The sequence below is a fragment of the Cellulomonas sp. McL0606 genome (genome assembly GCF_058248365.1).
In genome coordinates, this window is record NZ_CM177779.1 from 2,447,110 (window position 1) to 2,470,668 (window position 23,559).

The 23,559-nt window shown below is 70.7% G+C and carries 22 protein-coding genes and 3 pseudogenes; 11 read left to right on the top strand and 14 right to left on the bottom strand.

Annotated elements, in window-relative coordinates; genetic code table 11:
* Positions 1-199 precede the first annotated feature (199 nt).
* Complete coding sequence (locus AC38ZX_RS12490) at positions 200-1,015, top strand: TIGR01777 family oxidoreductase (RefSeq protein WP_491294541.1); 816 nt, start codon at positions 200-202, stop codon at positions 1,013-1,015.
* Between the two features lie 5 nt (positions 1,016-1,020).
* Here the strand turns inward: AC38ZX_RS12490 and AC38ZX_RS12495 are convergent, their stop codons facing one another.
* The 6 genes and pseudogenes from AC38ZX_RS12495 to AC38ZX_RS12520 form a co-directional block, all read right to left on the bottom strand.
* Entirely contained in the window at positions 1,021-1,239 is a 219-nt protein-coding gene (locus AC38ZX_RS12495; RefSeq protein WP_491294543.1) for a hypothetical protein, read from the bottom strand.
* Positions 1,240-1,303: 64 nt separating this feature from the next.
* On the bottom strand, positions 1,304-1,891 hold the full coding sequence (locus tag AC38ZX_RS12500) for a hypothetical protein (protein WP_491294545.1): 588 nt from the start codon (positions 1,889-1,891) through the stop codon (positions 1,304-1,306).
* Positions 1,852-2,232, bottom strand: a complete 381-nt coding sequence (locus tag AC38ZX_RS12505; protein ID WP_491294547.1) for a hypothetical protein — start codon at positions 2,230-2,232, stop codon at positions 1,852-1,854. Before AC38ZX_RS12505 ends, AC38ZX_RS12500 begins: the two co-directional genes overlap by 40 nt.
* Positions 2,233-2,282: 50 nt before the next feature.
* Entirely contained in the window at positions 2,283-3,305 is a 1,023-nt protein-coding gene (locus AC38ZX_RS12510; RefSeq protein ID WP_491294549.1) for a Gfo/Idh/MocA family protein, read from the bottom strand.
* A gap of 5 nt (positions 3,306-3,310) precedes the next feature.
* Complete coding sequence (locus AC38ZX_RS12515; RefSeq protein ID WP_491297401.1) at positions 3,311-4,402, bottom strand: MMPL family transporter; 1,092 nt, start codon at positions 4,400-4,402, stop codon at positions 3,311-3,313.
* Positions 4,385-5,567: pseudogene (locus tag AC38ZX_RS12520) on the bottom strand (MMPL family transporter); the annotation flags it as partial. The gene AC38ZX_RS12515 and the pseudogene AC38ZX_RS12520, both read right to left, overlap by 18 nt.
* A gap of 49 nt (positions 5,568-5,616) precedes the next feature.
* Between AC38ZX_RS12520 and AC38ZX_RS12525 the strand changes: the two are divergent.
* From AC38ZX_RS12525 to AC38ZX_RS12545, 5 genes are all read left to right on the top strand, one after another.
* Positions 5,617-6,102 (top strand): MarR family winged helix-turn-helix transcriptional regulator, encoded by a 486-nt coding sequence (locus tag AC38ZX_RS12525; protein ID WP_491294551.1) that lies wholly within the window; start codon positions 5,617-5,619, stop codon positions 6,100-6,102.
* A 37-nt stretch (positions 6,103-6,139) separates the two neighbouring features.
* Complete coding sequence (gene lipB / locus AC38ZX_RS12530; RefSeq protein ID WP_491297402.1) at positions 6,140-6,763, top strand: lipoyl(octanoyl) transferase LipB; 624 nt, start codon at positions 6,140-6,142, stop codon at positions 6,761-6,763.
* A gap of 291 nt (positions 6,764-7,054) precedes the next feature.
* Positions 7,055-7,816: a lipoyl synthase gene (locus tag AC38ZX_RS12535; RefSeq protein ID WP_491297404.1), complete on the top strand. Its 762-nt coding sequence runs from the start codon at positions 7,055-7,057 to the stop codon at positions 7,814-7,816.
* A 39-nt stretch (positions 7,817-7,855) separates the two neighbouring features.
* Positions 7,856-8,437, top strand: coding sequence for a DUF4191 domain-containing protein (locus tag AC38ZX_RS12540; RefSeq protein WP_491294553.1), 582 nt, complete (start codon positions 7,856-7,858; stop codon positions 8,435-8,437).
* Positions 8,419-8,562 carry a DUF4191 family protein gene (locus AC38ZX_RS12545; RefSeq protein ID WP_491294555.1) on the top strand — a complete coding sequence of 48 codons (144 nt, stop codon included), beginning with the start codon at positions 8,419-8,421 and terminating at the stop codon, positions 8,560-8,562. Before AC38ZX_RS12540 ends, AC38ZX_RS12545 begins: the two co-directional genes overlap by 19 nt.
* A gap of 30 nt (positions 8,563-8,592) precedes the next feature.
* On the opposite strand, the gene AC38ZX_RS12550 is transcribed toward AC38ZX_RS12545, so the two are convergent.
* Complete coding sequence (locus AC38ZX_RS12550) at positions 8,593-8,940, bottom strand: RDD family protein (RefSeq protein ID WP_491294557.1); 348 nt, start codon at positions 8,938-8,940, stop codon at positions 8,593-8,595.
* A gap of 310 nt (positions 8,941-9,250) precedes the next feature.
* Here AC38ZX_RS12550 and AC38ZX_RS12555 point away from each other — a divergent pair, with 310 nt between their 5' ends.
* The 3 genes from AC38ZX_RS12555 (at position 9,251) to glnA (ending at position 13,068) form a co-directional block, all read left to right on the top strand.
* Complete coding sequence (locus tag AC38ZX_RS12555) at positions 9,251-9,796, top strand: glutamine synthetase III domain-containing protein (RefSeq protein WP_491294559.1); 546 nt, start codon at positions 9,251-9,253, stop codon at positions 9,794-9,796.
* Positions 9,714-11,426, top strand: coding sequence for a glutamine synthetase III family protein (locus AC38ZX_RS12560; RefSeq protein WP_491294561.1), 1,713 nt, complete (start codon positions 9,714-9,716; stop codon positions 11,424-11,426). Before AC38ZX_RS12555 ends, AC38ZX_RS12560 begins: the two co-directional genes overlap by 83 nt.
* A 217-nt stretch (positions 11,427-11,643) precedes the next feature.
* On the top strand, positions 11,644-13,068 hold the full coding sequence (glnA, locus tag AC38ZX_RS12565) for a type I glutamate--ammonia ligase (RefSeq protein ID WP_426592288.1): 1,425 nt from the start codon (positions 11,644-11,646) through the stop codon (positions 13,066-13,068).
* Between the two features lie 222 nt (positions 13,069-13,290).
* Here the strand turns inward: glnA and narI are convergent, their stop codons facing one another.
* The 7 genes and pseudogenes from narI to AC38ZX_RS12600 all read right to left on the bottom strand — a co-directional run bounded on the left by narI (position 13,291) and on the right by AC38ZX_RS12600 (position 21,773).
* On the bottom strand, positions 13,291-14,019 hold the full coding sequence (gene narI / locus AC38ZX_RS12570) for a respiratory nitrate reductase subunit gamma (RefSeq protein ID WP_491294564.1): 729 nt from the start codon (positions 14,017-14,019) through the stop codon (positions 13,291-13,293).
* 270 nt (positions 14,020-14,289) lie between these two features.
* Positions 14,290-14,556 (bottom strand): nitrate reductase molybdenum cofactor assembly chaperone, encoded by a 267-nt coding sequence (locus tag AC38ZX_RS12575; protein WP_491294566.1) that lies wholly within the window; start codon positions 14,554-14,556, stop codon positions 14,290-14,292.
* A 169-nt stretch (positions 14,557-14,725) separates the two neighbouring features.
* Entirely contained in the window at positions 14,726-16,381 is a 1,656-nt protein-coding gene (narH, locus tag AC38ZX_RS12580; protein WP_491294567.1) for a nitrate reductase subunit beta, read from the bottom strand.
* Positions 16,382-16,397: 16 nt separating this feature from the next.
* Positions 16,398-20,107 (bottom strand): annotated as a pseudogene (locus AC38ZX_RS12585) (nitrate reductase subunit alpha).
* Positions 20,104-20,802 (bottom strand): MFS transporter, encoded by a 699-nt coding sequence (locus AC38ZX_RS12590; protein ID WP_491297405.1) that lies wholly within the window; start codon positions 20,800-20,802, stop codon positions 20,104-20,106. The pseudogene AC38ZX_RS12585 and the gene AC38ZX_RS12590 overlap by 4 nt, the downstream one beginning before the upstream one ends.
* 91 nt (positions 20,803-20,893) lie before the next feature.
* Positions 20,894-21,433, bottom strand: a pseudogene (locus AC38ZX_RS12595) (MFS transporter); the annotation flags it as partial.
* Entirely contained in the window at positions 21,426-21,773 is a 348-nt protein-coding gene (locus tag AC38ZX_RS12600) for a DUF2249 domain-containing protein (RefSeq protein WP_491294569.1), read from the bottom strand. The gene AC38ZX_RS12600 and the pseudogene AC38ZX_RS12595, both read right to left, overlap by 8 nt.
* 185 nt (positions 21,774-21,958) lie before the next feature.
* Here AC38ZX_RS12600 and AC38ZX_RS12605 point away from each other — a divergent pair, with 185 nt between their 5' ends.
* On the top strand, positions 21,959-22,558 hold the full coding sequence (locus tag AC38ZX_RS12605) for a helix-turn-helix transcriptional regulator (protein WP_491294572.1): 600 nt from the start codon (positions 21,959-21,961) through the stop codon (positions 22,556-22,558).
* Positions 22,559-23,170: 612 nt separating this feature from the next.
* Positions 23,171-23,548: a DUF2255 family protein gene (locus AC38ZX_RS12610; RefSeq protein WP_491294575.1), complete on the top strand. Its 378-nt coding sequence runs from the start codon at positions 23,171-23,173 to the stop codon at positions 23,546-23,548.
* The last annotated feature ends 11 nt before the right edge of the window (positions 23,549-23,559 follow it).

A 23,559-nucleotide genomic window follows, 5' to 3' on the forward strand; every position in this document is an offset into this window, starting at 1 on the left:
CCCCTCGTGGGAGCCGGGCCGCGGCCGTTCGTCGGCGATCCCCGGGCGCCCGCACTCGTCGCGGGGCGCCCACGGAGCCGCTCGCCGGGCCCGGGTCGGCGCCCGAACGTAGGGTGAGCCGCATGCAGGTGGTGGTGGCGGGGTCGCACGGGTTCATCGGGGGTGCACTGGTCCCCCAGCCCGGCGCGACGGTCATCTGGTGCGGGTGCTCGTGCGCGGCGCGACCCGCAGTCCCGACGAGACCTGGTGGGACCCGGACGCTGGACGCCTGGACCCGTCGGCGCTCGGATGGGCCGACGCGGTCATCAACCTCGCCGGCGTGAACCCCGGAACACGGCCCCTGACGCAGGCGCGCAAGCAGCTCGTCGTGTCGTCTCGCGTCCACACGACGCGTCTGCTCTCGCGGACGCTCGCGACGCTCGACGACGAGCGACCGCGGGCCCTGCTGCAGGCGTCGGGGATCGGTGCGTACGGCTCGCGCGGCGAGGAGGTCCTCGACGAGGACGAGCCCCTCGGCACGACGTTCTTCGCGACGGTCGTGCGTCAGTGGGAGGCCGCGACGGCGCCGGCGCAGGAGGCGGGCGTCCGGGTGGTCCACCTGCGCTCGGGCGTCGTGCTCAGCTCGCACGGCGGGGCGCTGGGCCGCCTGCTGCCGTTGATCAAGCTCGGCGTGGGCGGCCGGTTCGGCAGCGGGAAGCAGTTCTGGCCCTGGCTGACGCTCACCGACGAGGTCCGGGCGATCGAGCACCTGCTGACCGCGACCGTCGCGGGGCCGGTCAACCTGGTCACGAGGGCGGACCGCAACACCGACGTGGTCTCCGCGCTGGCGAAGGCGTTCCACCGCCCGGCCGTCGTGCCGGTGCCGGCGTTCGCGCTGCGCGCGGTGCTCGGTGACTTCTCGTCGGAGGTGCTCGGCTCGAACCGCGCGGTGCCCGGGGTGCTGGAAGCGGATGGCTTCGTCCCCACGCACCCCGACCTCGCGGCGGCCGCCCGCTGGGTGGCCGCCGGGGGGTGAGCCGGTCAGCCGGCGGGGTCTCTGACGTCCCAGACGCGCCACCCGTCGTTCGTCCACCGCAGTCCGAGGACGACCGTGCGCGGTGCGCCGACGCCGGTGGCGCTCGACATCGCCGACGTCACCGCGACGTCCGTGGTCGAGCCGCGACTGCCGTCGTCGGCGACGAGCCACGCGTCCTGCACGTCCGCCACCAGCCCGTGCGCGCGTGCGGGATCGATCGACACGAGGAGGGTCGAGTCGGCGGTGCGCGCCGGGCTGTCGGCGACCTCGACGGCGCCCAGGCCGGCCTCATCGCCCGCGCCGACCGCGGCGGCCCGGAGCCTGCTGAGCTCGACCGCGGCGTGGACCGGGTCCTGTGCGTCCGTGACCGGAGAGGCTCGCGGGCACCGAGTGCAGCCGCCAGCCCACCGTCCCCAGAGCCAGCACCGCGACGCAGCCGAGCGCGACCAGCCCCGTCGGGAACCGCCGCCTGGACGAGCGGCGCGCGGCCACCGGCGGGGCGTGCCGAGCGCTCGACAGCAGGGCCAGCGAGGCGAGCGCCCCGGCGTCGGGAAGCTGCACGGGCTCCGGCTCGGCGGCCCGGACGCAGGCCTGGGCGAGTCCCGCGGCGTCGATCGACGGGTGGCCGAGCGCCTCGGCCAGGGCGTCCCGGAGCACCAGGCCGCCGGCGAGGAGGTGCACGTCGTCGCCGGGCAGCTGCGCGACGACGGCGGACGCCAGGGCGACGAGGTCGTCGCGGGGCGCTGACCCACCGACCACCACCCCGCGCAGGTCGCACAGGACCGGCCGGCCGTCGGGCCGGATCAGGATCGTCGTCGCGTCGACCGCCCCGTGGCTCAGCGCCGCGTCGTGCAGGGCGCCGAGCGCTCCGGCCACCGGGATGGTGACGGTCGCTGCCTCGCCGTCGGTGAGCGGCGCCCGCGCCGCACGGATCTGCGCGAGCGAGAGCCCCTCGACGTGCTCGACGAGCAGACCGATCCGGCCCGGCGTGAGTCCTCGGTCGCGTCGAGCAGCCGGACCAGATGGTCGTGCCTGAGCCCGCGCAGGCGCGCCACGCGGGCCACGAGGGCGTCGTCCTGGACGTCCGCGTCCATCGCCTGCAGCTCGACCTGGTGCCCGGTCCCGTCGAGCGCGACCGCGAGCCACCGGTCCGGCTCGAGCAAGGTCGTCGCGCGCAGGCCCAGGCGGGCCAGCGCAGCCTCCACCGTCTCGTCCATCCCGCCATCCAAGCCGGGTCGGCGTACGGGCGTCGGCCGTCATCCACAGGTCAGGCCATGGGCACGACGCGCCCCTCGTCGGCGGACAAGCGGGCCGCGTCGAGCACCCGGGCCGTGCGGGCGGCATCGAACGGGTCGACGGGGGGCGCTCCCCCGTCGACGACCCAGTCGACGACCGCGCGGTAGAGCTCGACGTGCCCGCCGCCGACCCGGGCGACGGGCATGCGCTCGGCGCCGCGGACCAGCCAGCCCTCGTGGGTGGGCTCGCCCGGCCGACGCGTCTCCTCGTAGGCGTCGTCCAGGGCGGTGAACGGCGACGCCTCGCCCTCGAAGCTCGTGACCAGGTACGCGCCGCCGTCGCCCAGCACGCGGGTGCGTGGCCCGGGAGCACCGACGACGCCGCCTGCCTGCAGGTGGCTGATCACCCCCGAGGCGTGCGTCAGGGCGAGGAACACGTCGTCGACCGCCGGCGTCGAGCGGGCGTGCAGCTCGGCGTAGACGGCGGCGACGGGGCCGAACAGCTGCGTCGCGGAGTCGACCAGATGCGCCCCGAGGTCGAGGAGCAGGCCGCCCGCCAGCGGGTCGTTCTCCTTCCAGCGGTCCTGCGGCACGGGGCGGAACCTCTCCCAGCGTCGCTCGAACCTGTGCACGGTGCCGAGCGCCCCGTCGGCGAGCAGCGACTGGAGCGTGACCTGCTCGGTGTCCCAACGCCGGTTGTGGAAGACGGTCAGGCGGCCGTCGCCGCGGGACGCGAGCAGCTCGGCGTCGTCGGCGGTCGTCGCCAGGGGCTTGTCGACGATGACGTGCAGGCCGGCGGCCAGCGCGGCCAGCGTGTGCTCGACGTGGTCGCCGGTGGGGCTCGCGACGACGACCAGGTCCAGGTCGGCGGCGTGCGCCAGGAGCCCGGCGACGTCGGGCTCGACGACCGCGTCGGGCCAGTCGGCCGCCACCTGAGCGGCGCGGCCGCGCGTCACGACGACGGTCACCTGCTGGCCGGCCTCCCGCAGCAGCCGGGCGTGGATGCCCCGACCGGCCCCGCCGTACCCGACCAGTCCCACCCGAAGCGCGCTCATGCCGATCACTCTAGGTCGGCGGCCCGGACCGGTCGGCGCGACAGCGCGCTCGGCCACCACGTGCGTCGGTCCAGGTCGTGCACCAGGGCGGGGACGAGGAGGCTGCGCACGACGAGGGTGTCGAGGAGCACCCCGAACGCCACGATGAACGCGATCTGAGCGAGGAAGAGCAGCGGGATCACGCCCAGCGCCGCGAACGTCGTCGCGAGAACCACACCCGCCGACGTGATGACGCCGCCCGTGACGGTGAGCGCCCGGACGACCCCGACGCGGGTACCGACCTGGACGGCCTCCTCTCGGACGCGCGTCATGAGGAAGATCGAGTAGTCCACGCCGAGCGCGACGAGGAAGACGAACGCGTACAGCGGAACCACGGGATCGGCACCCGGGAAGCCGAGCACGTGGTCGAAGACGAGCGCCGCGACGCCGAGCGAGGCCGCGAACGACAGGACGTTGGCGACGAGCAGCAGCGCGGCCGCGACGACCGAACGCAGCAGCAGCATGAGTATCAGGCCGATGACCAGCAGGACGACGGGCACGATCGTCTTCAGGTCGCGCTCGCCGGAGATCTGTGTGTCGAGCGTCTCGGCCGCTGCGCCGCCGACCACGGCCGTCTCGCTCGCGGCGTGGACGGCCGGGCGCAGGTCCTCGACCACGGCCACGGCAGCCTGCGAGTCGGAGGATGCCTCGGTCGTCACGTCGAGCCGCACCCGCCCGTCGACGACGATCGGCGGTGCGTCGGAGGCTGGCGCGCCGCTGGGGGCACCTGTGTAGGGCGCGACCGACGAAACCCCGTCGACTGCCTGTGCGGCGGACGTCACTGCCGCGACGTCGGCCTCGTCGGCGATCACGATCACCGGCTGCACGGCACCGGCCGGGAAGTGCTCGACGAGCACCTCCTCGCCCGCCACGGCGTCGACGTTCGTGAGGAACACGTCGACCTGGCTCGTGCCGGACGCCTTGAACGTCGGCAGGAACGCGGCGCCGACGCACAGGGCGAGTGCTGTGATGATCCAGACCGGCCGAGCATGACGGCCGACGAACCGGGCGAGCCGCGACCAGCGACCGTGGCCTTCCGCCGGATCCGGCTCGGCCACCGGGTCGAGGTGGGCGTGGTCGACCTCGTGCTCGACGGGGGCGTGGGGGTGCGGAGCGCGGGGCCAGAACAGGAAGCGTGAGCGACGACCGCCGATGAGCAGGATGGCGGGCAGCAGGGTCAGCGCCCCGAGCAGTGCAGACGCGATCCCGATCGCTGCGACCGGGCCGAGCGAACGGACGGAGCCCAGGTCCGAGAGCAGCAGGCAGAGCACGCCCGCGATGACCGTTCCGGCGCTCGCGGCGATGGGCTCGACGCAGGCGCGCAGTGCGCGCCGCATCGCTGTGGCGGGATGCTCGACGCGGCCGAGCCTCCCGGTAGCGCGCCACGAGCAGCAGGGCGTAGTCCACCGACGCGCCGACGACGAGGATCGAGAGGATCCCCTGCGCCTGCCCGTTGAGCACGAGGGTGCCGTTCTTGGCCAGGTTGTAGACCACGAGGCCGGCCAGCGACAGCGCGAACACGGCGGTGAAGATGACGACGAACGGCAGGAACGGCGAACGGTAGACCAGGACGAGGATGAGCAGCACGGCACCGAGCGCGACCAGGAGCAGCACGCCGTCGATACCACCGAACGCGGTGACCAGGTCCGCGACGAAGCCCGCAGGACCCGTCACCCATGCCTGGACGCCGAGATCGCCCGCGGATGTCGCCGTGGCGCCCAGCGAGTCGTCGAGGGAGGCCCGCAGCGCGAGCACGAACGAGTCGGTGACTCCCTCGTCGTCGGCCAGCAGGGTCTCGGCCTTGTCGGCGTCCAGCGAGAACGCGACCAGGAGCGCCTGGCCGTCCTGGGACGGGACGACGGCCGGCGTGCCGACGAGGTAGTCCGACCAGGCGCCCTCGTTGCCGACGGGGAGCGGCTGGTCGGGAATGCCGGCTGCCCACTCCTGAACAGCCGACAGTTGCTCGGGCGACACGTCACTGCCGTCTGCGGGCTGAACGACCACCAGCGCAGGTAGGGTCGGCGTGTCGACGAAGGCCTTGCTCTCCTCGGCGGCCCGGGTGGACTCGGCCGACGAGGGCAGGAACGCCGCAGCGTCGTTCGTCTGAACCTGCGAGAGCTTGCCCTGGGCCACCCCGCCCGCGGAGCCGATACCCAGCCAGACGACCAGCGCGACGCCGACGAGCACAGAGCGGACGACGGCGGGACGGCGAATACTCAGCATGCTGAGTATGATCGGTGTGAATCCTCCGGGCGGCAAATGGAGGTGCGGCGTGGAACCAGAGTTCGATCCCGCCTCCAGCAACCCCGCGCACTGGCCCGCCGGACGCCTGCTCTCCGCCGCGGCGCGCCGGGTCGAGCGCGACTGGAACGCCCACCTCGCCACCTGGGACCTCAACCACGCGAGCCTGCCCGTGCTCGTCCACCTGTCCCGGGGTCCCATGTCGCAGCGCCAGCTGGCCGCCGCGTGCGGGGTCACCGAGCAGACCACCAGCCGGGTGGTCGCGCGCATGGAGCGCTCCGGGTACGTGACACGGACGCCGCACGCGAACGACCGCCGCCGGCTCGTCCTGTCGATCACGGACCCTGGCCGCGCTGCCCTGGCCGTGGCGTCCGACCGAGCCCCGGCCGAGGCCATGGTGGTCCGCGGGCTGACGGCCGACGAGGTCGCGGAGCTGCGGCGCCTGCTGACGCTCGTCGCACGCCCGGCGCCCGAGCCGGGATCGACGGCGGAGCAGGGGCAGCCCGGGTTAGCCTGACCCGCATGCGGTTCGACGGCTCGACCTCGGCACGCGCCTGCTCCCCTACGAGCCGACGTGGCAGCTGCAGCGCGAGATCCACGCGGCGGTCGCCGACGGGACGGGCGACGACGTCGTCCTGCTGTGCGAGCACGAGGACGTCTACACGGCGGGCAAGCGCACCGCGAAGGCCGACCGACCCGTCGACGGCACCCCGGTGGTCGACGTCGACCGCGGTGGTCGGATCACCTGGCACGGACCCGGTCAGCTCGTCGGCTACCCGATCGTCCGGCTGGCCGCTCCCATCGACGTCGTCCGCTACGTGCGCGCGCTCGAGGAGGCGCTGATCCGCACGTGCGCGGACCTCGGCCTGACCGCGGTCCGCGTCGAGGGCCGCAGCGGCGTGTGGTTCGCCGCCACCCCCGCCCAGCGCGAGCGCAAGGTCGCCGCGATCGGTGTCCGCGTGTCGCGCAACGTCACCATGCACGGCTTCGCGCTCAACTGCGAGCCGGACCTGTCCGCGTACGACCGCATCGTGCCGTGCGGCATCGCGGACGCCGACGTGACGTCGTTGTCCGCGGAGGCCGGTCGCCGGGTGTCGATCGCCGAGGTGACGCCCCTGGTCCGCGGGCACCTGGACGAGACGCTCGCACCCCTGCTGGACTCGGTCCCCGCACTGTGACGTCGCCCTCTCCCGGCCGCCGTCTCGCCGCTCGCGGGTTAGTCTGACCGGCGTGACGATCGCAGCCGATGGCCGACGCATGCTCCGCATCGAGGCGCGCAACGCCGCGACCCCCATCGAGCGCAAGCCCGAGTGGATCCGCACCCGCGCGACGATGGGGCCCGAGTACACCGAGCTCAAGGGCCTGGTGAAGCGCGAGGGCCTGAACACAGTCTGCGAAGAGGCCGGCTGTCCCAACATCTTCGAGTGCTGGGAGGACCGCGAGGCCACGTTCCTCATCGGCGGCGACCAGTGCACCCGGCGCTGCGACTTCTGCCAGATCGACACGGGCAAGCCGGCCGACTTCGACGCCGACGAGCCGCGCCGCGTGGCCGCCTCCGTGCAGGCGATGGGCCTGAAGTACTCGACGGTCACGGGTGTCGCCCGCGACGACCTGCCCGACGGCGGCGCCTGGCTCTACGCCGAGACGGTGCGCCAGATCCACGCGGTGAACCCCGGCACGGGTGTCGGCTGCTCATCCCCGACTTCAACGCGACGCCCGAGCTTCTCGACGAGGTCTTCTCCTCGGAGCCCGAGGTGCTCGCGCACAACCTCGAGACCGTCCCGCGGATCTTCAAGACGATCCGCCCGGGCTTCCGCTACGACCGCTCGCTCTCCGTCATCACGCGCGCGCACGAGGCGGGCCTGGTCACCAAGTCGAACCTGATCCTCGGCATGGGCGAGACAACCGACGAGGTCGTCGAGGCGCTCGGCCAGCTGCGCGAGGCCGGCTGCGATCTCATCACGATCACGCAGTACCTGCGCCCGTCGGTGCGCCACCACCCCGTGGACCGTTGGGTCCGCCCGGAGGAGTTCGTCGAGCTGTCCGCCGAGGCCGAGCGGCTCGGGTTCCTCGGCGTGATGTCCGGCCCGCTCGTCCGCTCGTCGTACCGCGCCGGGCGCCTGTGGGGCCAGGCGATGCGTCGCTACGGCCGGCCGATCCCCGAGGCTCTGGCCCACCTCGGCGAGCCGACCACGTCCCGCCAGGAGGCGGCGAGCCTGCTCGCTCGCTGACGTCCTGAGCATCGTGTCGCGTCGGTAGACTTTCGACCCATGGCCCGCGACGACACCTCCACAGCTCCCGCCAAGAAGCAGCGCTGGTACCACCAGCTGTGGCAGGTCTTCCAGATGACGCGGAAGACCGACCCGGCGATCACCTGGATCCTCCTGGCGATCCTGGTGGGAGTCATCGCGATCGGCGTCGGCGTCGGCTTCGCGACCGGTCACCCGTTCTTCTGGCTGTTCCTCAGCATCCCCTTCGCGGCGCTCGTCGCCATGTTCGTCCTGTCGCGACGGGTCGAGAAAGCCGCCTTCGCGCAGATCGAGGGCCAGACCGGCGCCACCCTGTCCGCCCTGCGCAGCATCCGTCGGGGCTGGACGTTCCCCGAAGAGCCCGCCGCGTTCGACCCGAAGACCCGCGACCTCGTGTTCCGGGGCGTCGGCAGGCCGGGTGTGGTGCTCGTCGGCGAGGGCCCCGCGCCCCGGATCAACAAGCTCCTCGAGGCCGAGCGCAAGCGCACCGCCCGCGTCGTCGGCGGGGCGCCGATCATCGTGATGCAGATGGGGGACGGCGAAGGTCAGATCCCGCTGCGCAAGCTCCCCGGGCCGTCCAGCGTGTGCGCGGCGGCAAGCTGACCAAGCCCGAGATCGCCGAGGTCAACAAGCGGCTGACCGCCCTGGGCGGCGCCAAGCTGCCGATGCCCAAGGGCGTCGACCCGAACCGCGCCCGCCCCGACCGCAAGGGCATGCGCGGCCGCTGACGGTCGCCTCGACCGGCTGACGGACGCCAGTCAGCGCCGGACGATCGCCGTTCCCGCCACGCGGTCGTGCAGCCCGCGCCCGTCGGCATCCCAGATGACCGCCGGGATCACCAGGCACAGCAGCAGCGTGCGGACCACGGCGCTGAGGAAGCCGGGGGCCGCGGTCTCCCAGACCGGGTCGGCATTCTCCCCCGTCGTCGTCGGGAAGACTCGGCGCACCCGCAGGCCGAACAGCCGATGGCCGAGCGTGTTCCCGATCGACCCGACGAGGAGCACATTCTCGAGCGCGAAGACGCCGAGCGTCGCCAGCGGTTCCCGCGCGTGAGGTAGAACCCGTCGGACGTCACGGGGAAGAACGCCGCCGAGATGGCCAGGCACGCGAACCAGTCCACCAGGAGTGCGCCGACGCGACGTCCGAGGCGCGCGAGCGACCCGGGGCCCGCCTCGCTCAGCCCGAGCCGGTGCCCGCGAGCGTCGGCGGGGTCCCGTCCGGCAGGTTCGCCTTCGAGCCACGAGCTGACGTCACGCCGATCTGCCACCAGTGCAGGGTACGGGCCTTTACCACGTACGGAAGCACGGAGCGAGACGGCAACGAGTCCGAAACATCCTGAGTACTCGGCGTTCGTAGGTTGTGCCCACTCGCTCCGTTGAAGACACCGGAGTGCCGAGTCGTGCCTGAGGGGTATCAATGAGCGGAAACGCCGTGCGTCGCGAGGCGATCTGGAACGTCGAGGGCTACGTTCCCCCTGCCATCAGCTTCAACCAGGACGAGGCGCCCGGAGAGATCTTCGGCGCGAACGTCTTCAGCAAGACCGTGATGCAGAAGCGACTTCCCAAGACGGTGTACAAGTCCGTCATGGCCACGATCGAGCACGGCGCGATGCTCGACCCCGCCGTCGCCGACGCCGTCGCCTCCGCCATGAAGGACTGGGCCCTCGAGAAGGGCGCCACCCACTACGCGCACGTCTTCTACCCGCTCACCGGCCTGACCGCCGAGAAGCACGACAGCTTCTTCGAGCCCGTCGGCGACGGCACCTCGCTCGCGGAGTTCGCCGGCAAGACCCTCGTCCAGGGCGAGCCGGACGCGTCGAAGCTTCCCCAACGGCGGTCTGCGCAACACGTTCGAGGCCCGCGGCTACACCGGCTGGGACGTGACGAGCCCCGCCTACATCCTGGAGAACCCGAACGGCAACACGCTCTGCATCCCGACGGTCTTCGTGTCGATGACCGGTGAGGCCCTCGACCACAAGACGCCACTGCTGCGGTCCCAGCAGGCCATGGGCGAGCACGCCTCGCGCATCCTCGCGCTCTTCGGACACGACAACCAGAAGGTCGTCGCGTTCTGCGGCCCGGAGCAGGAGTACTTCCTGGTCGACCGGCACTTCTTCCTGGCGCGTCCGGACCTGCTCAACGCCGGCCGCACCCTGTTCGGCACGAAGCCGCCCAAGGGCCAGGAGTTCGACGACCACTACTTCGGGGCCATCCCGGACCGCGTGCTCGGCTTCATGATGGACACCGAGCGCGAGCTGTTCAAGCTCGGCATCCCGGCCAAGACCCGGCACAACGAGGTCGCGCCCGGGCAGTTCGAGATCGCGCCGATGTTCGAGCGCGGCAACATCGCCGCGGACCACCAGCAGCTGCTCATGACGACGTTCAAGACGATCGCCAAGAAGCACGGCATGGAGTGCCTGTTCCACGAGAAGCCGTTCGCGGGCGTCAACGGCTCCGGCAAGCACGTGAACTTCTCGCTCGGCAACAGCGAGCTCGGCTCCCTGCTGGTCCCCGGCGACACCCCGCACGAGAACGCCCAGTTCCTGGTCTTCTGCGCCGCGGTCATCCGCGCGGTGCACAAGTACGCAGGCCTCCTGCGCGCGTCGGTCGCGTCGGCGACGAACGACCACCGCCTCGGCGCCAACGAGGCTCCCCCGGCGATCATCTCGATCTTCCTCGGCGACCAGCTCGCCGACGTGTTCGAGCAGATCGCCAAGGGCGCGGCGACGTCGTCCAAGGGCAAGGGCGTCATGCACATCGGCGTCGACACGCTGCCCGTGCTGCCCACCGACCCGGGCGACCGCAACCGCACCAGCCCGTTCGCCTTCACGGGCAACCGCTTCGAGTTCCGCGCGCCGGGCTCGATGCAGACGGTCGCGGGCCCGATGACGACGATCAACACGATCATGGCCGACTCGCTCGACTACTGCGCCACGGAGCTGGAGGCCGCGATCTCCGCCGGCACCGACTTCGACACCGCGGTGCAGACGCTGCTCACCGACATCATCACGGACCACGGCAACGTCGTCTTCAACGGGGACGGCTACTCCTCCGAGTGGCCCATCGAGGCGGAGCAGCGCGGCCTGGCCAACCTGAAGACCACTCTGGACGCCCTGCCCGAGCTCATCACGAAGTCCGCGATGGAGCTGTTCGAGCGGTTCGGCGTCTTCAACCACCGGGAGATGCACAGCCGCTACGAGATCGGGCTGGAGCAGTACGCGCTCACGATCGGGGTCGAGGCCCGGCTCGCGCTCGAGATCGGGACGACCGCGATCCTGCCGGCCGCGGTGAAGCACCAGACCGACACCGCGCTGAACGTCGGCGCGCTGAAGGCCGCCGGTGTGGAGCCGGACCTCGCCCCGCTCGAGGAGATCAGCGCCCCGGTCGCCGCGCTGCGCGCCGGCCTGAGCGCGCTGCGTGCCGCACTCAAGGCCGACGTCGGCCACTCGGCGCTGGCGGAGGCGCAGCACGCGCGCGACGCCCTCCTGCCGGCGATGCTCGACGTCCGGACCGCCGCGGACTCCCTCGAGGAGATCGTCGCCGACGAGCTGTGGCCGCTGCCCACGTACCAGGAGATGCTCTTCATCCTCTGATGCGCGGTGCGCCGCTCGGCCGGGAAATGCCATGGCCGAGCGGCGCGCACACTCCTCGGACGCGCGTGCCGTGCCCCCGAGGGCCGGGCATAGGGTCAGGCCCAGGTAACACGGGACCGACTTCCGTAACGTCGTCGAAACATTCGATACACGACGGAGAAACGGGCCGCTCGTAACCTGCGTGTGCCCGACCCTTATCCCGACCGAGGAGCAGCGGATGTTCAGCAAGCCGGAGGAAGTCCTGGCGTTCATCAAGAGCGAGGACGTCAAGTTCGTCGACGTCCGGTTCTGTGATCTGCCCGGCACGATGCAGCACTTCAACGTCCCCGCGCCCTCGCTGGACGCCTCGTTCTTCACCGAGGGCCAGATGTTCGACGGATCGTCGATCCGCGGCTTCCAGGCGATCCACGAGTCCGACATGAAGCTCATCCCCGATGTCACGTCCGCATACATCGACCCCTTCCGGGTCGAGAAGACGCTGAATATCAACATGCACATCGTCGACCCGTACACCGACGAGCCCTACAGCCGCGACCCGCGTCAGGTCGCGGCCAAGGCCGAGGCGTACCTGGCGTCGACCGGCATCGCCGACACCGCGTTCTTCGCGCCCGAGGCGGAGTTCTACATCTTCGACGACGTGCGCTTCAAGACGGCGCAGAACGAGTCGTTCTACAAGATCGACTCCTTCGAGGCGGCCTGGAACTCCGGCCGCGAGGAGGAGGGTGGCAACCTCGGCCACAAGATCCCCTACAAGGGTGGCTACTTCCCCGTCCCGCCGGTGGACGGCTTCGCCGACATCCGCGACCAGATCAGCCTCCAGCTGGACGCCCTGGGCCTCGGCGTCGAGCGTGCCCACCACGAGGTCGGCACCGCCGGTCAGCAGGAGATCAACTACCGCTTCGACAAGCTGGCGATCTCCGGCGACAAGGTCATGCTCTTCAAGTACGTCGTGAAGAACGTGGCCCACAACAACGGCAAGTCGGCCACGTTCATGCCGAAGCCGCTGTTCGGCGACAACGGTTCGGGCATGCACGTGCACCAGTCGCTCTGGAAGAACGGCGAGCCGCTGTTCTTCGACGAGCTGGGCTACGGCGGCCTGTCGGACCTCGCCCGCTGGTACATCGGCGGCCTGCTCAAGCACGCGCCGTCGCTGCTCGCGTTCACCAACCCGACGGTGAACTCCTACCACCGCCTGGTCCCCGGCTTCGAGGCGCCCGTCAACCTGGTCTACTCGGCCCGCAACCGCTCCGCGTGCATCCGCATCCCGGTCACCGGTTCCAACCCGAAGGCCAAGCGCATCGAGTTCCGCGTGCCGGACCCGTCGTCCAACCCGTACCTGGCGTTCGCCGCCATGCTCATGGCCGGCATCGACGGCATCCAGAACCGCATCGAGCCGCCCGAGCCGGTGGACAAGGACCTGTACGAGCTGCCCCCCGAGGAGCACGCCCTCATCCAGCAGGTCCCGGGCTCGCTCGGCGAGGTGCTCGACTCCCTCGAGGCCGACCACGACTTCCTCACGGCGGGCAATGTCTTCACACCCGACCTGATCTCGACGTGGATCGACTACAAGCGCAACGCCGAGGTGGACCCGATCCGCCTGCGCCCGCACCCGCACGAGTTCGAGCTCTACTACGACGTGTGACGGTCGGGGCACCTCTGACCTGCGGTAACGCGTTCATGAGGTTGCTCTAGTCCGCAGAGAGTCCGCACGCGCCGCCATCGCTGCTCCGATGGTGGCGCGTGTGGACTCTTCTGTGTGCGGCCAGGGGCGCGCGCAGGTGCGGAGCGTCGTCGCGGACGCATGCCGGGAGGCGGACCTCGCAGACATTTCACGGCTGCCCGGACGCGGTGTTACGGCAGTTGCTCAGCTCGAGATGCGGTCCCACCCGCGTCGCGGCCGGTGGCTGCCGAGCTGGTCGTCGCGGCTCCGATAGACGATGTACGGGCGGGTCAGATAGCCGATCGGCGCACTGAACACGTGGACGAGCCGCGTGAACGGCCACAGCGCGAAGAGGCCGAAAGCGACCAGCGCGTGCAGCTGGAAGCCGAGCGGAGCGGCGGCCATCAGGCCCGGCTCGGGCTGGAACGCGAGGAACGAGCGGTACCAGACCGAGACGCCCTCGCGGTAGTTGTACTCACCACCGATGCCCAGGACCGAGCCGGCGATCGTGTTCCACATCCCCAGCAGGATCACGGTGCCGAGGAACGCGTACATCACCTTGTCCATCACGGTCGTCGCGGAGAACACCGGGCCGACGGTGCGGCGGCGGTAGATGAGGATCGCCATGCCCACGACGGCCATGACCCCCGAGACGAGGCCGCCGACGATCGCGACCAGGTGGTACGTCTCGTGGCTGATCCCTAGGGCGTCGGTCCACGACTGCGGCACCAGCAGGCCGATGACGTGGCCGCCGACGACGCCGAGCATGCCGAAGTGGAACAGCGGCGAACCCAGACGCAGGAGCCGGTCCTCGTAGAGCTGCGACGACCTCGTCGTCCAGCCGAACTTGTCGTACCGGTACCGCCAGAGGTGGCCGATGACGAAGGTCGCCAGGCACAGGTACGGGACGATGACCCACAGGAAGACATCCATCTCAGCGGGCTCCCGGGAACGAGGGCATCGGCAGCGGGATCGGCGCGCCGGGCGTCGCCGGGCCCGGGTCGAAAGCCGGTGTGGCGTACGGGCTCAGGCCGACCTCCTCCTCCGGCGGCCCCTCGGCCGCCAGCCGGCGGATGGCGGCGACCTCATCCCCCTGCAGCGGCGGCAGCGTGGCCGTGATCGCCTCGACGGCACCCGCCCAGCAGGAGCCCGTCGCGGTGAGGGCGAGGCGCAGCAGCTCCAGCCCGGCCCGGTGGTCGAGGATCAGCCCGGCCGCGATCGTGGTCGATCGTGGCGGCGTACTCCAGGACGACGCAGAGGTGGTCGGGCAGCTCGTCGTCCGTGCAGCTCGAAGCCCGACGCCAGGTAGGTCTGCTTGAACCGCAGCAACGCCATCCCGCGCTTGCGGGTGTCCCCGTGCGCGAAGTAGGTGAGGAACAGGTTGTGCCGGCGCCGGGTGTCGAACGTCTCGACGTACTCCGCCTCGAGGTCGGCGAGCGGGACGCTCTCCAGCCTCGCCAGGCAGGCCACCAGCGGCTCCGCCACCCGGTCGGGCAGCCACGCGACGCGCGTCGGATCAGGTCGAACCGGTCGAGCAGGTCCTGGTCGGGGTAGCCGAGCAGCAGGGAGGCCGACTGCCAGGCGAGCGTGAGCTGTTCGGCGGTGAGCGCGGCGTCGCGACGCGCGCGGGCCGTGCCGATCATGGCTGGTCCTCCTCGTCGGCGGGCTTGGTCGGGAACAGCCCGCTCGGAGCGCCCTTGCCGTCCCAGTTGAGGAGATTGACTCGGGAGGCGCCGGGCGACGGCACCGTGTCCGAGGTCTGCCGTTCCTGCAACATCCGAAAGTTCTCGACGGCCAACGGCGTCTGCGACCCGGACCCTTCGCCGAAGATCTCCGGGTTCCCGCCGCCGTACTGCGAGACCGAGCACTCGGTGGCGATCTCCTCCAGAGAGTGGGCCTGCTCGGCGTGCGCGGGCGGGATCACGTAGCGCTCGTCGTACTTGGCGATCGCAAGCAGGCGGTACATGTCGTACATCTCCTGCTCGGTCATGCCGACGGCGGCAGGGATGGCGGGGTTCGGGTCGCGGCCCATGTTGATGTCACGCATGTAGGACCGCATCGCGGCGAGCTTCTTGAGCACCCCGTCGACCGGAGCCACGTCGCCTGCGGTGAACAGCTCGGCGAGGTACTCGATCGGGATCCGCAACGCGTCTATGGCCGCGAACAGGTTGCCCGTGTCCTCGGCGTCCTCACCCGTGTCCCGGACCACGTCGATGACCGGCGAGAGCGGCGGGATGTACCAGACCATCGGCATCGTGCGGTACTCGGGGTGCAGCGGGAGCGCCACCTTGTACGTGTTGATCAGGGCGTGGATCGGGGAGCGCTGCGCCGCGTCGACCCAGTCGCGCGGGATGCCGTCGCGCTCGGCGGCGCGGATCACGTCAGGGTCGTTCGGATCGAGGAGCACCGAGCGCTGGGCCTCGTAGAGGGCGTGCTCGTCCTGCACCGACGCGGCCTCCAGCACGCGGTCGGCGTCGTACAGGATCAGGCCGATGTAGCGCAGCCGGCCGACGCACGTCTCCGAGCAGACAGTCGGCAGCCCGACCTCGATGCGCGGGAAGCAGAACGTGCACTTCTCGGCCTTGCCCGTCTTGTGGTTGAAGTAGACCTTCTTGTACGGGCAGCCCGAGACGCACATCCTCCAGCCGCGGCAGCGGTCCTGGTCGACGAGCACGATGCCGTCCTCGGCCCGCTTGTAGATCGCGCCGCTGGGGCACGACGCCGCGCACGCGGGGTTCAGGCAGTGCTCACAGATGCGCGGGAGGTAGAACATGAACGTCTGCTCGAACTCGAACTTCACCTTCTCGGCGATCTTCGCGAGCATGGGGTCGTACTTCTCGGTCGCTGCGGAGCCGCCGAGGTCGTCGTCCCAGTTCGACGACCACTCGATCTTCATGTCCTTGCCCGTGAGCAGCGACTTCGGCCGCGCGACCGGTGTGTGCTCCTGGGCCGGCGCGTCGGTGAGCGTCGCGTAGTCGTACGTCCATGGCTCGTAGTAGTCCTGGATCGACGGCATCTTCGGGTTGGAGAAGATCGTCGCGAGCTTCTTCAGCCGGCCGCCGGCCTTGAGCTTGAGGCGGCCGCGGCGGTTGAGCACCCAGCCGCCCTCCCACTGCTCCTGGTCCTCGTAGCGGCGCGGGTAGCCCTGCCCCGGCCGGGTCTCGACGTTGTTGAACCAGACGTACTCGGTCCCGGTGCGGTTGGTCCACGCCTGCTTGCAGGTGACCGAGCACGTGTGGCACCCGATGCACTTGTCGAGGTTCATGACCATCGCCATCTGCGCCATGACCTTCATCGTCAGTACTCCATTCTCAGTACTGCACGTCTTGGCTGCGCCGGCGGATGACGGTGACCTCGTCGCGCTGGTTGCCCGTGGGGCCGAGGTAGTTGAACGCGAAGGACAGCTGCGCGTACCCGCCGATGACGTGGCTGGGCTTGACCAGGATCCGGGTGAGCGAGTTGTGGATGCCGCCGCGCTTGCCCGAGGTCTCGGCGAGCGGGACGTCGATGAGCCGGTCCTGGGCATGGTGCATGTAGACCGTGCCTTCCGGCATCCGGTGCGACACGATCGCGCGGGCCACGACGACGCCGTTGCGGTTGACGGCCTCGATCCAGTCGTTGTCCTCGACGCCGACCTTGGCGGCGTCCTTGTCGCTCATCCAGATCGTCTGACCGCCGCGGGAAAGCGAGAGCATGAACAGGTTGTCCTGGTACTCGGAGTGGATCGACCACTTGTTGTGCGGCGTCAGGTACCGCACCGTCACGCTGGCGCTCGCCCATCGTCTCCCCGACCGTCCCGATGTCGGGCTCCGAGAACAACGCACCCATGTTGAGCGGTGGCCGGTAGACCGGCAGCCCCTCGCCGAGCTCGGTCATCCAGTCGTGGTCGAGGTAGAAGTGCTGCCGTCCCGTCAGCGTGTGCCACGGCTTGAGCCGCTCGACGTTGATGGTGAACGGCGAGTACCGGCGGCCACCCGTCTCCGAGCCGGACCACTCCGGCGACGTGATCACGGGCACCGGGGCAGCCTGGGTGTCGGCGAAGGTGATCTGCTTGCCCTCGTGCTCCGCGGCGAGGTCGTGCAGGAGCGTGCCGGTGCGCTTCTCGAGCGTCTTGAAGCCCTGCGTGGCCAGGTGACCGTTGGTGGTCCCGGACAGCGCGAGGATCGCCTCGCAGGCGTGCACGTCGCGCTTGAGCGACGGTCGCCCGTCGGCCGGGCCCCCGCGGACCGCGCCGTTCTTGGCGCGCAGGTAGTCGATCGAGGCGACCACGTCGTAGGTCACGCCCTTGGTCGTCGTGCCGAGCGTGTCGAGCAGCGGGCCGAGGGCCTGCATCTGCGCGCCCACCGCGGTGAAGTCGCGTTCGACCTCCACGATCTTCGGCATCGTGACGCCAGGGATCGGTTCGCACTCGCCGAGCTTTCCAGTCCTTCACGACACCGTGCGGGTTGGCCATCGCGTCCGGGGTGTCGTGCAGCAGGGGTACCGCAACGACGTCGCGACGCGTGTCCAGCCGACCGGCGGCGAGCTGGGAGAACTTGGTCGCGATGGTCTGCCACGCGTCCCAGTCGGTCCGGGTCTGCCACGGCGGGGCGATCGCGGGGTTGAACGAGTGGATGAACGGGTGCATGTCGGTCGTGTTGAGGTCGTGCTTCTCGTACCAGGTCGCGGCCGGCAGGACGACGTCGGAGAAGATCGTGGTGCTCGTCTGCCGGAAGTCCAGCGTGAGGAGCAGATCGAGCTTTCCCTCGGGAGCCTCCTCGTGCCAGTCGACGTCCCGCGGTCGCTGGCTCTCGCCGGCCTCGGTTGCGCGCAGCGAGTTGTCGGTGCCCAGCAGATGCTTGAGGAAGTACTCGTTGCCCTTCCCGGACGACCCGAGCAGGTTGGCTCGCCAGATCGCGAGCACCCGTGGGAAGTTCTCAGGCGAGTCCGGGTCTTCGGCGGCGAACCGCAGACCGCCCGACTTCAGCTGGTCGACCACGTGCTCACCCACCGACCGGCCGGCCGCCGCGGCCTCGTCGGCGACGTCGAGCGGGTTGCGGTTGAACGTCGGGTACGACGGCATCCAGCCCATGCGGGCGCTCTTGGCGATCACGTCCGCGGTGCTCAGCCCGGCCAGCTTGCCGGTGCCGGTCGCGGCCGAGACCGTGTCGGCGGAGAACGTGTCGTACCGGAACTGGTTCGTGTGCAGGTACCAGTAGGCGGTGTGGATCATCTGGCGCGGAGGGCGCTTCCAGTCCAGGCCGAACGCCAGCTGGGCCCAGCCGGTGACCGGGCGACACTTCTCCTGACCGACGTAGTGCGCCCATCCCCCGCCGTTGACGCCCTGGCAGCCGGTCAGCGTGGTGAGACCCAGGAAGGCACGGTAGATCGTGTCGGAGTGGAACCAGTGGTTGGTGCCCGCCCCCATCAGGATCATCGAGCGGCCCTTCGACTCCTCGGCGTTTGCCGCGAACTCGCGCGCGATCCGGGTCGCGGCCGCGGCCGGGACGCCGGTGATGACCTCTTGCCACGCCGGTGTGTACGGAGCCGTCGCGTCGTCGTAACCCGTCGCGTAGTCGCCCTCGAGCCCGTCGCGGCCGACGCCGTACTGGGCGAGCATCAGGTCGAAGACGGTCGTGACCAGGTGGCCCGCGACCCGGCGGACGGGTATCCCGCGCGGCAGCGAGCCTGGTGTCCCGTCGACGTTGTCGAACCGCGGCAGCTCGACGAACACGGACTCGGCGGCACCGTCGTGCAGCGTGAGCAGCGGGTCGACGTCGCCCAGGTCGAGGTTCCAGTGGCCCAGCCCGGCCTCACCGAAACGGTGGCCGAGCGAGCCGTCCGGCACCACGGGCGCACCGCTCGTGGCGTCGATGAGTACCGTCTTGAAGTGCGCGTTCTCGACGCCTGCGTGCTCGGGCAGGTCGGCGGCCGTCAGGAACTTCCCGGCCCGGTACTTGCCGCTGTCGCCCACCTCGTCGAGGGCGACGAGGTAGGGCAGGTCCGTGTACTTCTTCGTGTAGTCGACGAAGTAGGGCGTCGCCCGGTCGACGAAGAACTCCTTGAGCAGCACGTGGCCCATCGCCATCGCCAGGGCTCCGTCGGTGCCGGGCTTGATGGCGAGCCACTCGTCGGCGAACTTCACGTTGTCCGCGTAGTCGGGCGAGACGACGACGACCTTCTGGCCGCGGTACCGCGCCTCGGTCATCCAGTGCGCGTCGGGCGTGCGGGTGACCGGGACGTTGGAGCCCCACATGATGAGGTAGCCGGCGTCCCACCAGTCCCCCGACTCGGGCACGTCGGTCTGGTCCCCGAACACCTGCGGCGAGGCGACCGGAAGGTCGGCGTACCAGTCGTAGAACGAGAGCATCGAGCCGCCGATGAGCGACGTGAACCGGGCCCCAGAGGCGTGCGACACCATCGACATCGCCGGGATCGGCGAGAAGCCGGCCACCCGGTCGGGTCCCCACTTCTGGATCGTGTGGACGTAGGCGGCGGCCACCATCTCGGTGGCCTCCTCCCACGTGGCGCGGACCAGGCCGCCCTTTCCGCGGGCGGACTTGTAGGCCCTCGCGCGCTGCGGGTTGTCGACGATGTGCGCCCACGCCTTGACCGGGTCGCCGTCGTACTGGGCCTTCGCGGCGCGGTACATCTGCAGCAGCACGCCACGGACGTACGGGTACCGCACCCGCGTCGGTGAGTATGTGTACCAGGAGAACGCCGCGCCTCGCGGGCAGCCACGAGGCTCGTACTCCGGCTTGTCCGGGCCGACCGACGGGTAGTCGGTCTGCTGGGTCTCCCAGGTGATGATCCCGTCCTTGACGTACACCTTCCAGGAGCAGGACCCGGTGCAGTTCACACCGTGGGTGGAGCGGACCACCTTGTCGTGGCTCCACCGGTCGCGGTAGAAGTCGTCGGCCTGCCGGCCCCCCGACTTGGTCAGGGTCCGCAGGTCGCCCGAGACCGTGCCCTTGGTGAAGTAACGGCGAGTGCTCACGAGCGCGTCGCTGATGGCTCCGTCCAGGCCCGGCTTCTGGGTCACGGCGTCGTCCTGTTCTCGTCGGAACGGTCGTAGGCCTGAGCCGTGGCACGGACCACGGTGAGAGTGAGCACGAGGGTCAGCGCCGCGGTGACGGACAGGAGCCACAGCCCGATGCCGTAGGACTCCGTCCGTCCGTAGACGTAGCCCATGATCAGCGGCGGCACGAACCCACCCAGTCCGCCCGCCGCGCCGACGAGCCCGGTGACCCCACCGACGCGCGACGGTTCGGTGACCCTCGCGATCAGCGCGAAGGTCGCGCCGCTGCCCGATCCGAGGGCGGCCGCCATGGCGAGGAACGCGGCGGTGCCCACGCCGTTCAGCGGCGGCGTACCGGCCGAGATCGCGGCGCCCACGACCACGACGGCAAACCCGCCGGAGAGCACGGGGATCGCGCCGATCCGGTCGGAGAGCCAGCCGCCGACAGGACGCATGATCACCGCGACCACGACGAAGCCCGCCATCCGGTTGGCGGCGTCCGCTGCGGTCAGATGGTGAGCGGTCTTGAGGTAGGCCGGGAGGTAGACCGAGAAGGCCACGTAACCCCCGAAGGCCACCGCGTACAAGATGCAGGCCTGCCAGGTGATCGGGAGCTTGGCATTGGCGACGAGGCGGGGCACCAACGGCGTCGTCGGCACGACCCGGCCCGGGGCATCGCGCAGCAGCCACCACGCGACCGCGGCGTACACCGCGAGCACCACCGTCGTCAGCAGGAACGGAGGCTCTCTGCCCCACGTTCGAGTACAGCTTGACCGTCGTGAGCGCGCTGATCGCGGTGCCACCCATACCCACGCCGAAGATGCCGATGGCCAGCCCGCGTTTGTCCGGCGGGAACCACGCGTTCACGAAGGGAACGCCGACCGCGAACGCCGTGCCACCGATGCCGAGCAGGAACCCGCCCACCAGGATCAAGCCGTAGGAGTCCAGCGCGAAGAACGCGAGGAACAGGACCGGGACGATCGTCGCCAGCGAGACGACCGGGAACATCACTCGGCCGCCCAGCTTGTCGGTGAGCGCACCCACCACGATCCGGCCCAACGAGCCGACGACGACAGGCACGGCGACCATCAGCGCCACGTCCGACTCGCTCAGAGTGCCGAGCGTCCCCTGGTCGCGGAAGAGCGGGCCGAGCGGGCTGAGCAACGCCCAGGCCCAGAAGTTGACCGCGAACCCGATCATCGCGAGGACCAGCATCAGCCACGGGGACCGCGTCGCTCGAGCGGTCTCGGGCCGTGCCGATGCCTCGGTCGTCATGGACGTCGTCGTTCCATGGTCCCCACCCTGGCGGAGCAGGGTGCCTTTGCCAATGGACAGGGACCAGTCAGTCATGACCGCCGGCCCGATCGGCGCGGACCAGGCCCAGCCGCCAGGCGTCGGGTCCCTGCTCCAGATACTCGATCGCGAATGCACCCGGGAAACGGTCCTCGAGCTGCGCCAGCAGGCGCGTCGGGTCGTGGGGTGCGACGAGGACAAGACCGTCCCCGGGCGCCAGGCCGCCCAGGGCTCCGAGGATCGTCGAGTGGCGGATGGCGTGCGGGATCGCGCGGGCGTCCAGCTCAGGCAGCCCGTCCGCGATGTCGTCGTGACATCCGCAGCTGTGCCCGGCGGAGTCACCACACCCACCGGGGCGGGACTGTGCGCTGTCTGAAGCGATGACCAGGGCGTCCATGGGTGCAGCTCCTCCGCGATGGCCCCCGAGGTGGCGGCCGGCGATCCATATTTACTACAGTTACCTCCGTGGAAAATACTCCGAGGTACGCCCCGGGGTACGGCCCGCGCGCCGGAGGGTCCAGACGGCCTCTCTCACCGGCCCGGACCGCGATCCTGGAACGACTGCGTGACCAGCCGGAACCGGTGACGCTCGCGAGCATGGTGACGGCCACGGGTCTGCACGAGAACACCGTCCGGGAGCACCTGACCGCGCTCGTGCGCCGCGGTCTCGTACGCCGCCATGGGGCCGAACCCGTGGGGCGGGGACGGCCGGCGTGGCTGTACGAGCTCACCGACGAGCAGCAGACCGGCTCGGAGTACGCCGGGCTCGCCGCCGCCCTCGCCGCCGCCATCGCGCACACGAGCGACGAGCCCGGCGGTACCGCCGTCGTCGCCGGGGAGGAGTGGGGGCGCGAGATGGCGCGCGACCGAGACGGCGCTGCCCGCTCCCCCGAGGCCGCACGCGACCAGGTCCTGCAGCTCCTCGACGACCTGGGATTCGCCCCTCGGTCCGCTCCGGAGTCGCCGTCCGAGGTCCGGCTGACCCGCTGCCCCCTGCTCGAGGCCGCGCACCGCCAACCGGAGGTGGTCTGCGGCGTCCACCTCGGCATCGTGCGGGGCGTCCTGACCGAGTACGGAGCCGACCCGACCGGGACCGCGCTCGTCCCGTTCGCCGAACCGGGGGCGTGCCTGCTCGTGGTGCCGCCGCGGGCCGACCTCGGCCCATCGTCGATCCGGGGCTAGAGGTCCTCCGCGTGCTCGTTCCGGGGTCGTGGCCACCGACCACCTCTCGTCGTCCCACGTCAGGTCACGATGATGAGCCGGAAGTCATCACCTCGGTGGCGTCGTAGCAGGGGGCATACCCGTCGTGGGACGTGGGAGGTCCTGCGAGTACCTGTAACGACAGGGACTCCCTCATCCGGTCGATCACGGGTTGCATGGATGCATCGGCGCCCGCGACGGCTCCGAGACCACCTGGGCGGAAGCCGTGACCGGCCAGCAGTAGGACAACTGAGGAGCGAGCATGACCACCACACACGAACCCACCGGCGCGCAGCGGCTCGTCGGCGACATCGCCCCCAAGCTCGCCGAGCTCACCGACGACGTCCTGTTCGGCGACGTCTGGGCACGCCCCGAGCGCGGGGCGCGACCGGTCCCTCGTCACGGTCGCCGCCCTGGTCACCAACGGCTCGACCGAGCAGCTCGTCAGTCACCTCCGGATCGGGAAGGCCAACGGCCTGACCGAGACCGACTCGTCGAGGCGATCGTGCACCTGGCGTTCTACGCCGGCTGGCCGCGCGCCATGTCCGCGATCGCTGTCGCGAAGAAGGTCTTCGCCGACGACAGGGACGACGCATGAGCACCTGGAGCCCCACCGAGCTGTCCGCGATCGGCGATGCCGACGAGCTGCGGGTCACCTCCTACCGCAGCGACGGGACGCTGCGACCCTTCGTGACGATCTGGGGCGTGCGCGCCGGAGACGACATCTACGTGCGATCCGCCCACGGACCCGGCAACGGGTGGTTCAGCCGTGCTCGGACCGTCGGTACCGGACGGATCCGTGCCGGCGGCATCGACACGGACGTCACGTTCGACGCCGAGATCACCGACACCCCCACCAGCATCGACGCGGCCTACCACGCCAAGTACGACCGGTACGGGCCGGGGCCCGTCGGAGCCGTCACCGGGCCCGCGGCGGTCGACGTCACCCTGCGCGTCCGACCCCGCCGGTAGACATCGACCCG

What these genes read in the sequence shown, in the direction of transcription:
- glnA (WP_426592288.1), top strand. Translation starts at nt 11,644, where the DNA reads ATGTTCAGCAAGCCGGAGGAAGTCCTGGCGTTCATCAAGAGCGAGGAC.
- AC38ZX_RS12610 (WP_491294575.1), top strand. Translation starts at nt 23,171, where the DNA reads ATGAGCACCTGGAGCCCCACCGAGCTGTCCGCGATCGGCGATGCCGAC.
- narI (WP_491294564.1), bottom strand. Translation starts at nt 14,019, where the DNA reads ATGGATGTCTTCCTGTGGGTCATCGTCCCGTACCTGTGCCTGGCGACC.
- AC38ZX_RS12510 (WP_491294549.1), bottom strand. Translation starts at nt 3,305, where the DNA reads ATGAGCGCGCTTCGGGTGGGACTGGTCGGGTACGGCGGGGCCGGTCGG.
- narH (WP_491294567.1), bottom strand. Translation starts at nt 16,381, where the DNA reads ATGAAGGTCATGGCGCAGATGGCGATGGTCATGAACCTCGACAAGTGC.
- AC38ZX_RS12505 (WP_491294547.1), bottom strand. Translation starts at nt 2,232, where the DNA reads ATGGACGAGACGGTGGAGGCTGCGCTGGCCCGCCTGGGCCTGCGCGCG.
- AC38ZX_RS12600 (WP_491294569.1), bottom strand. Translation starts at nt 21,773, where the DNA reads ATGGACGCCCTGGTCATCGCTTCAGACAGCGCACAGTCCCGCCCCGGT.
- AC38ZX_RS12555 (WP_491294559.1), top strand. Translation starts at nt 9,251, where the DNA reads ATGAGCGGAAACGCCGTGCGTCGCGAGGCGATCTGGAACGTCGAGGGC.
- AC38ZX_RS12540 (WP_491294553.1), top strand. Translation starts at nt 7,856, where the DNA reads ATGGCCCGCGACGACACCTCCACAGCTCCCGCCAAGAAGCAGCGCTGG.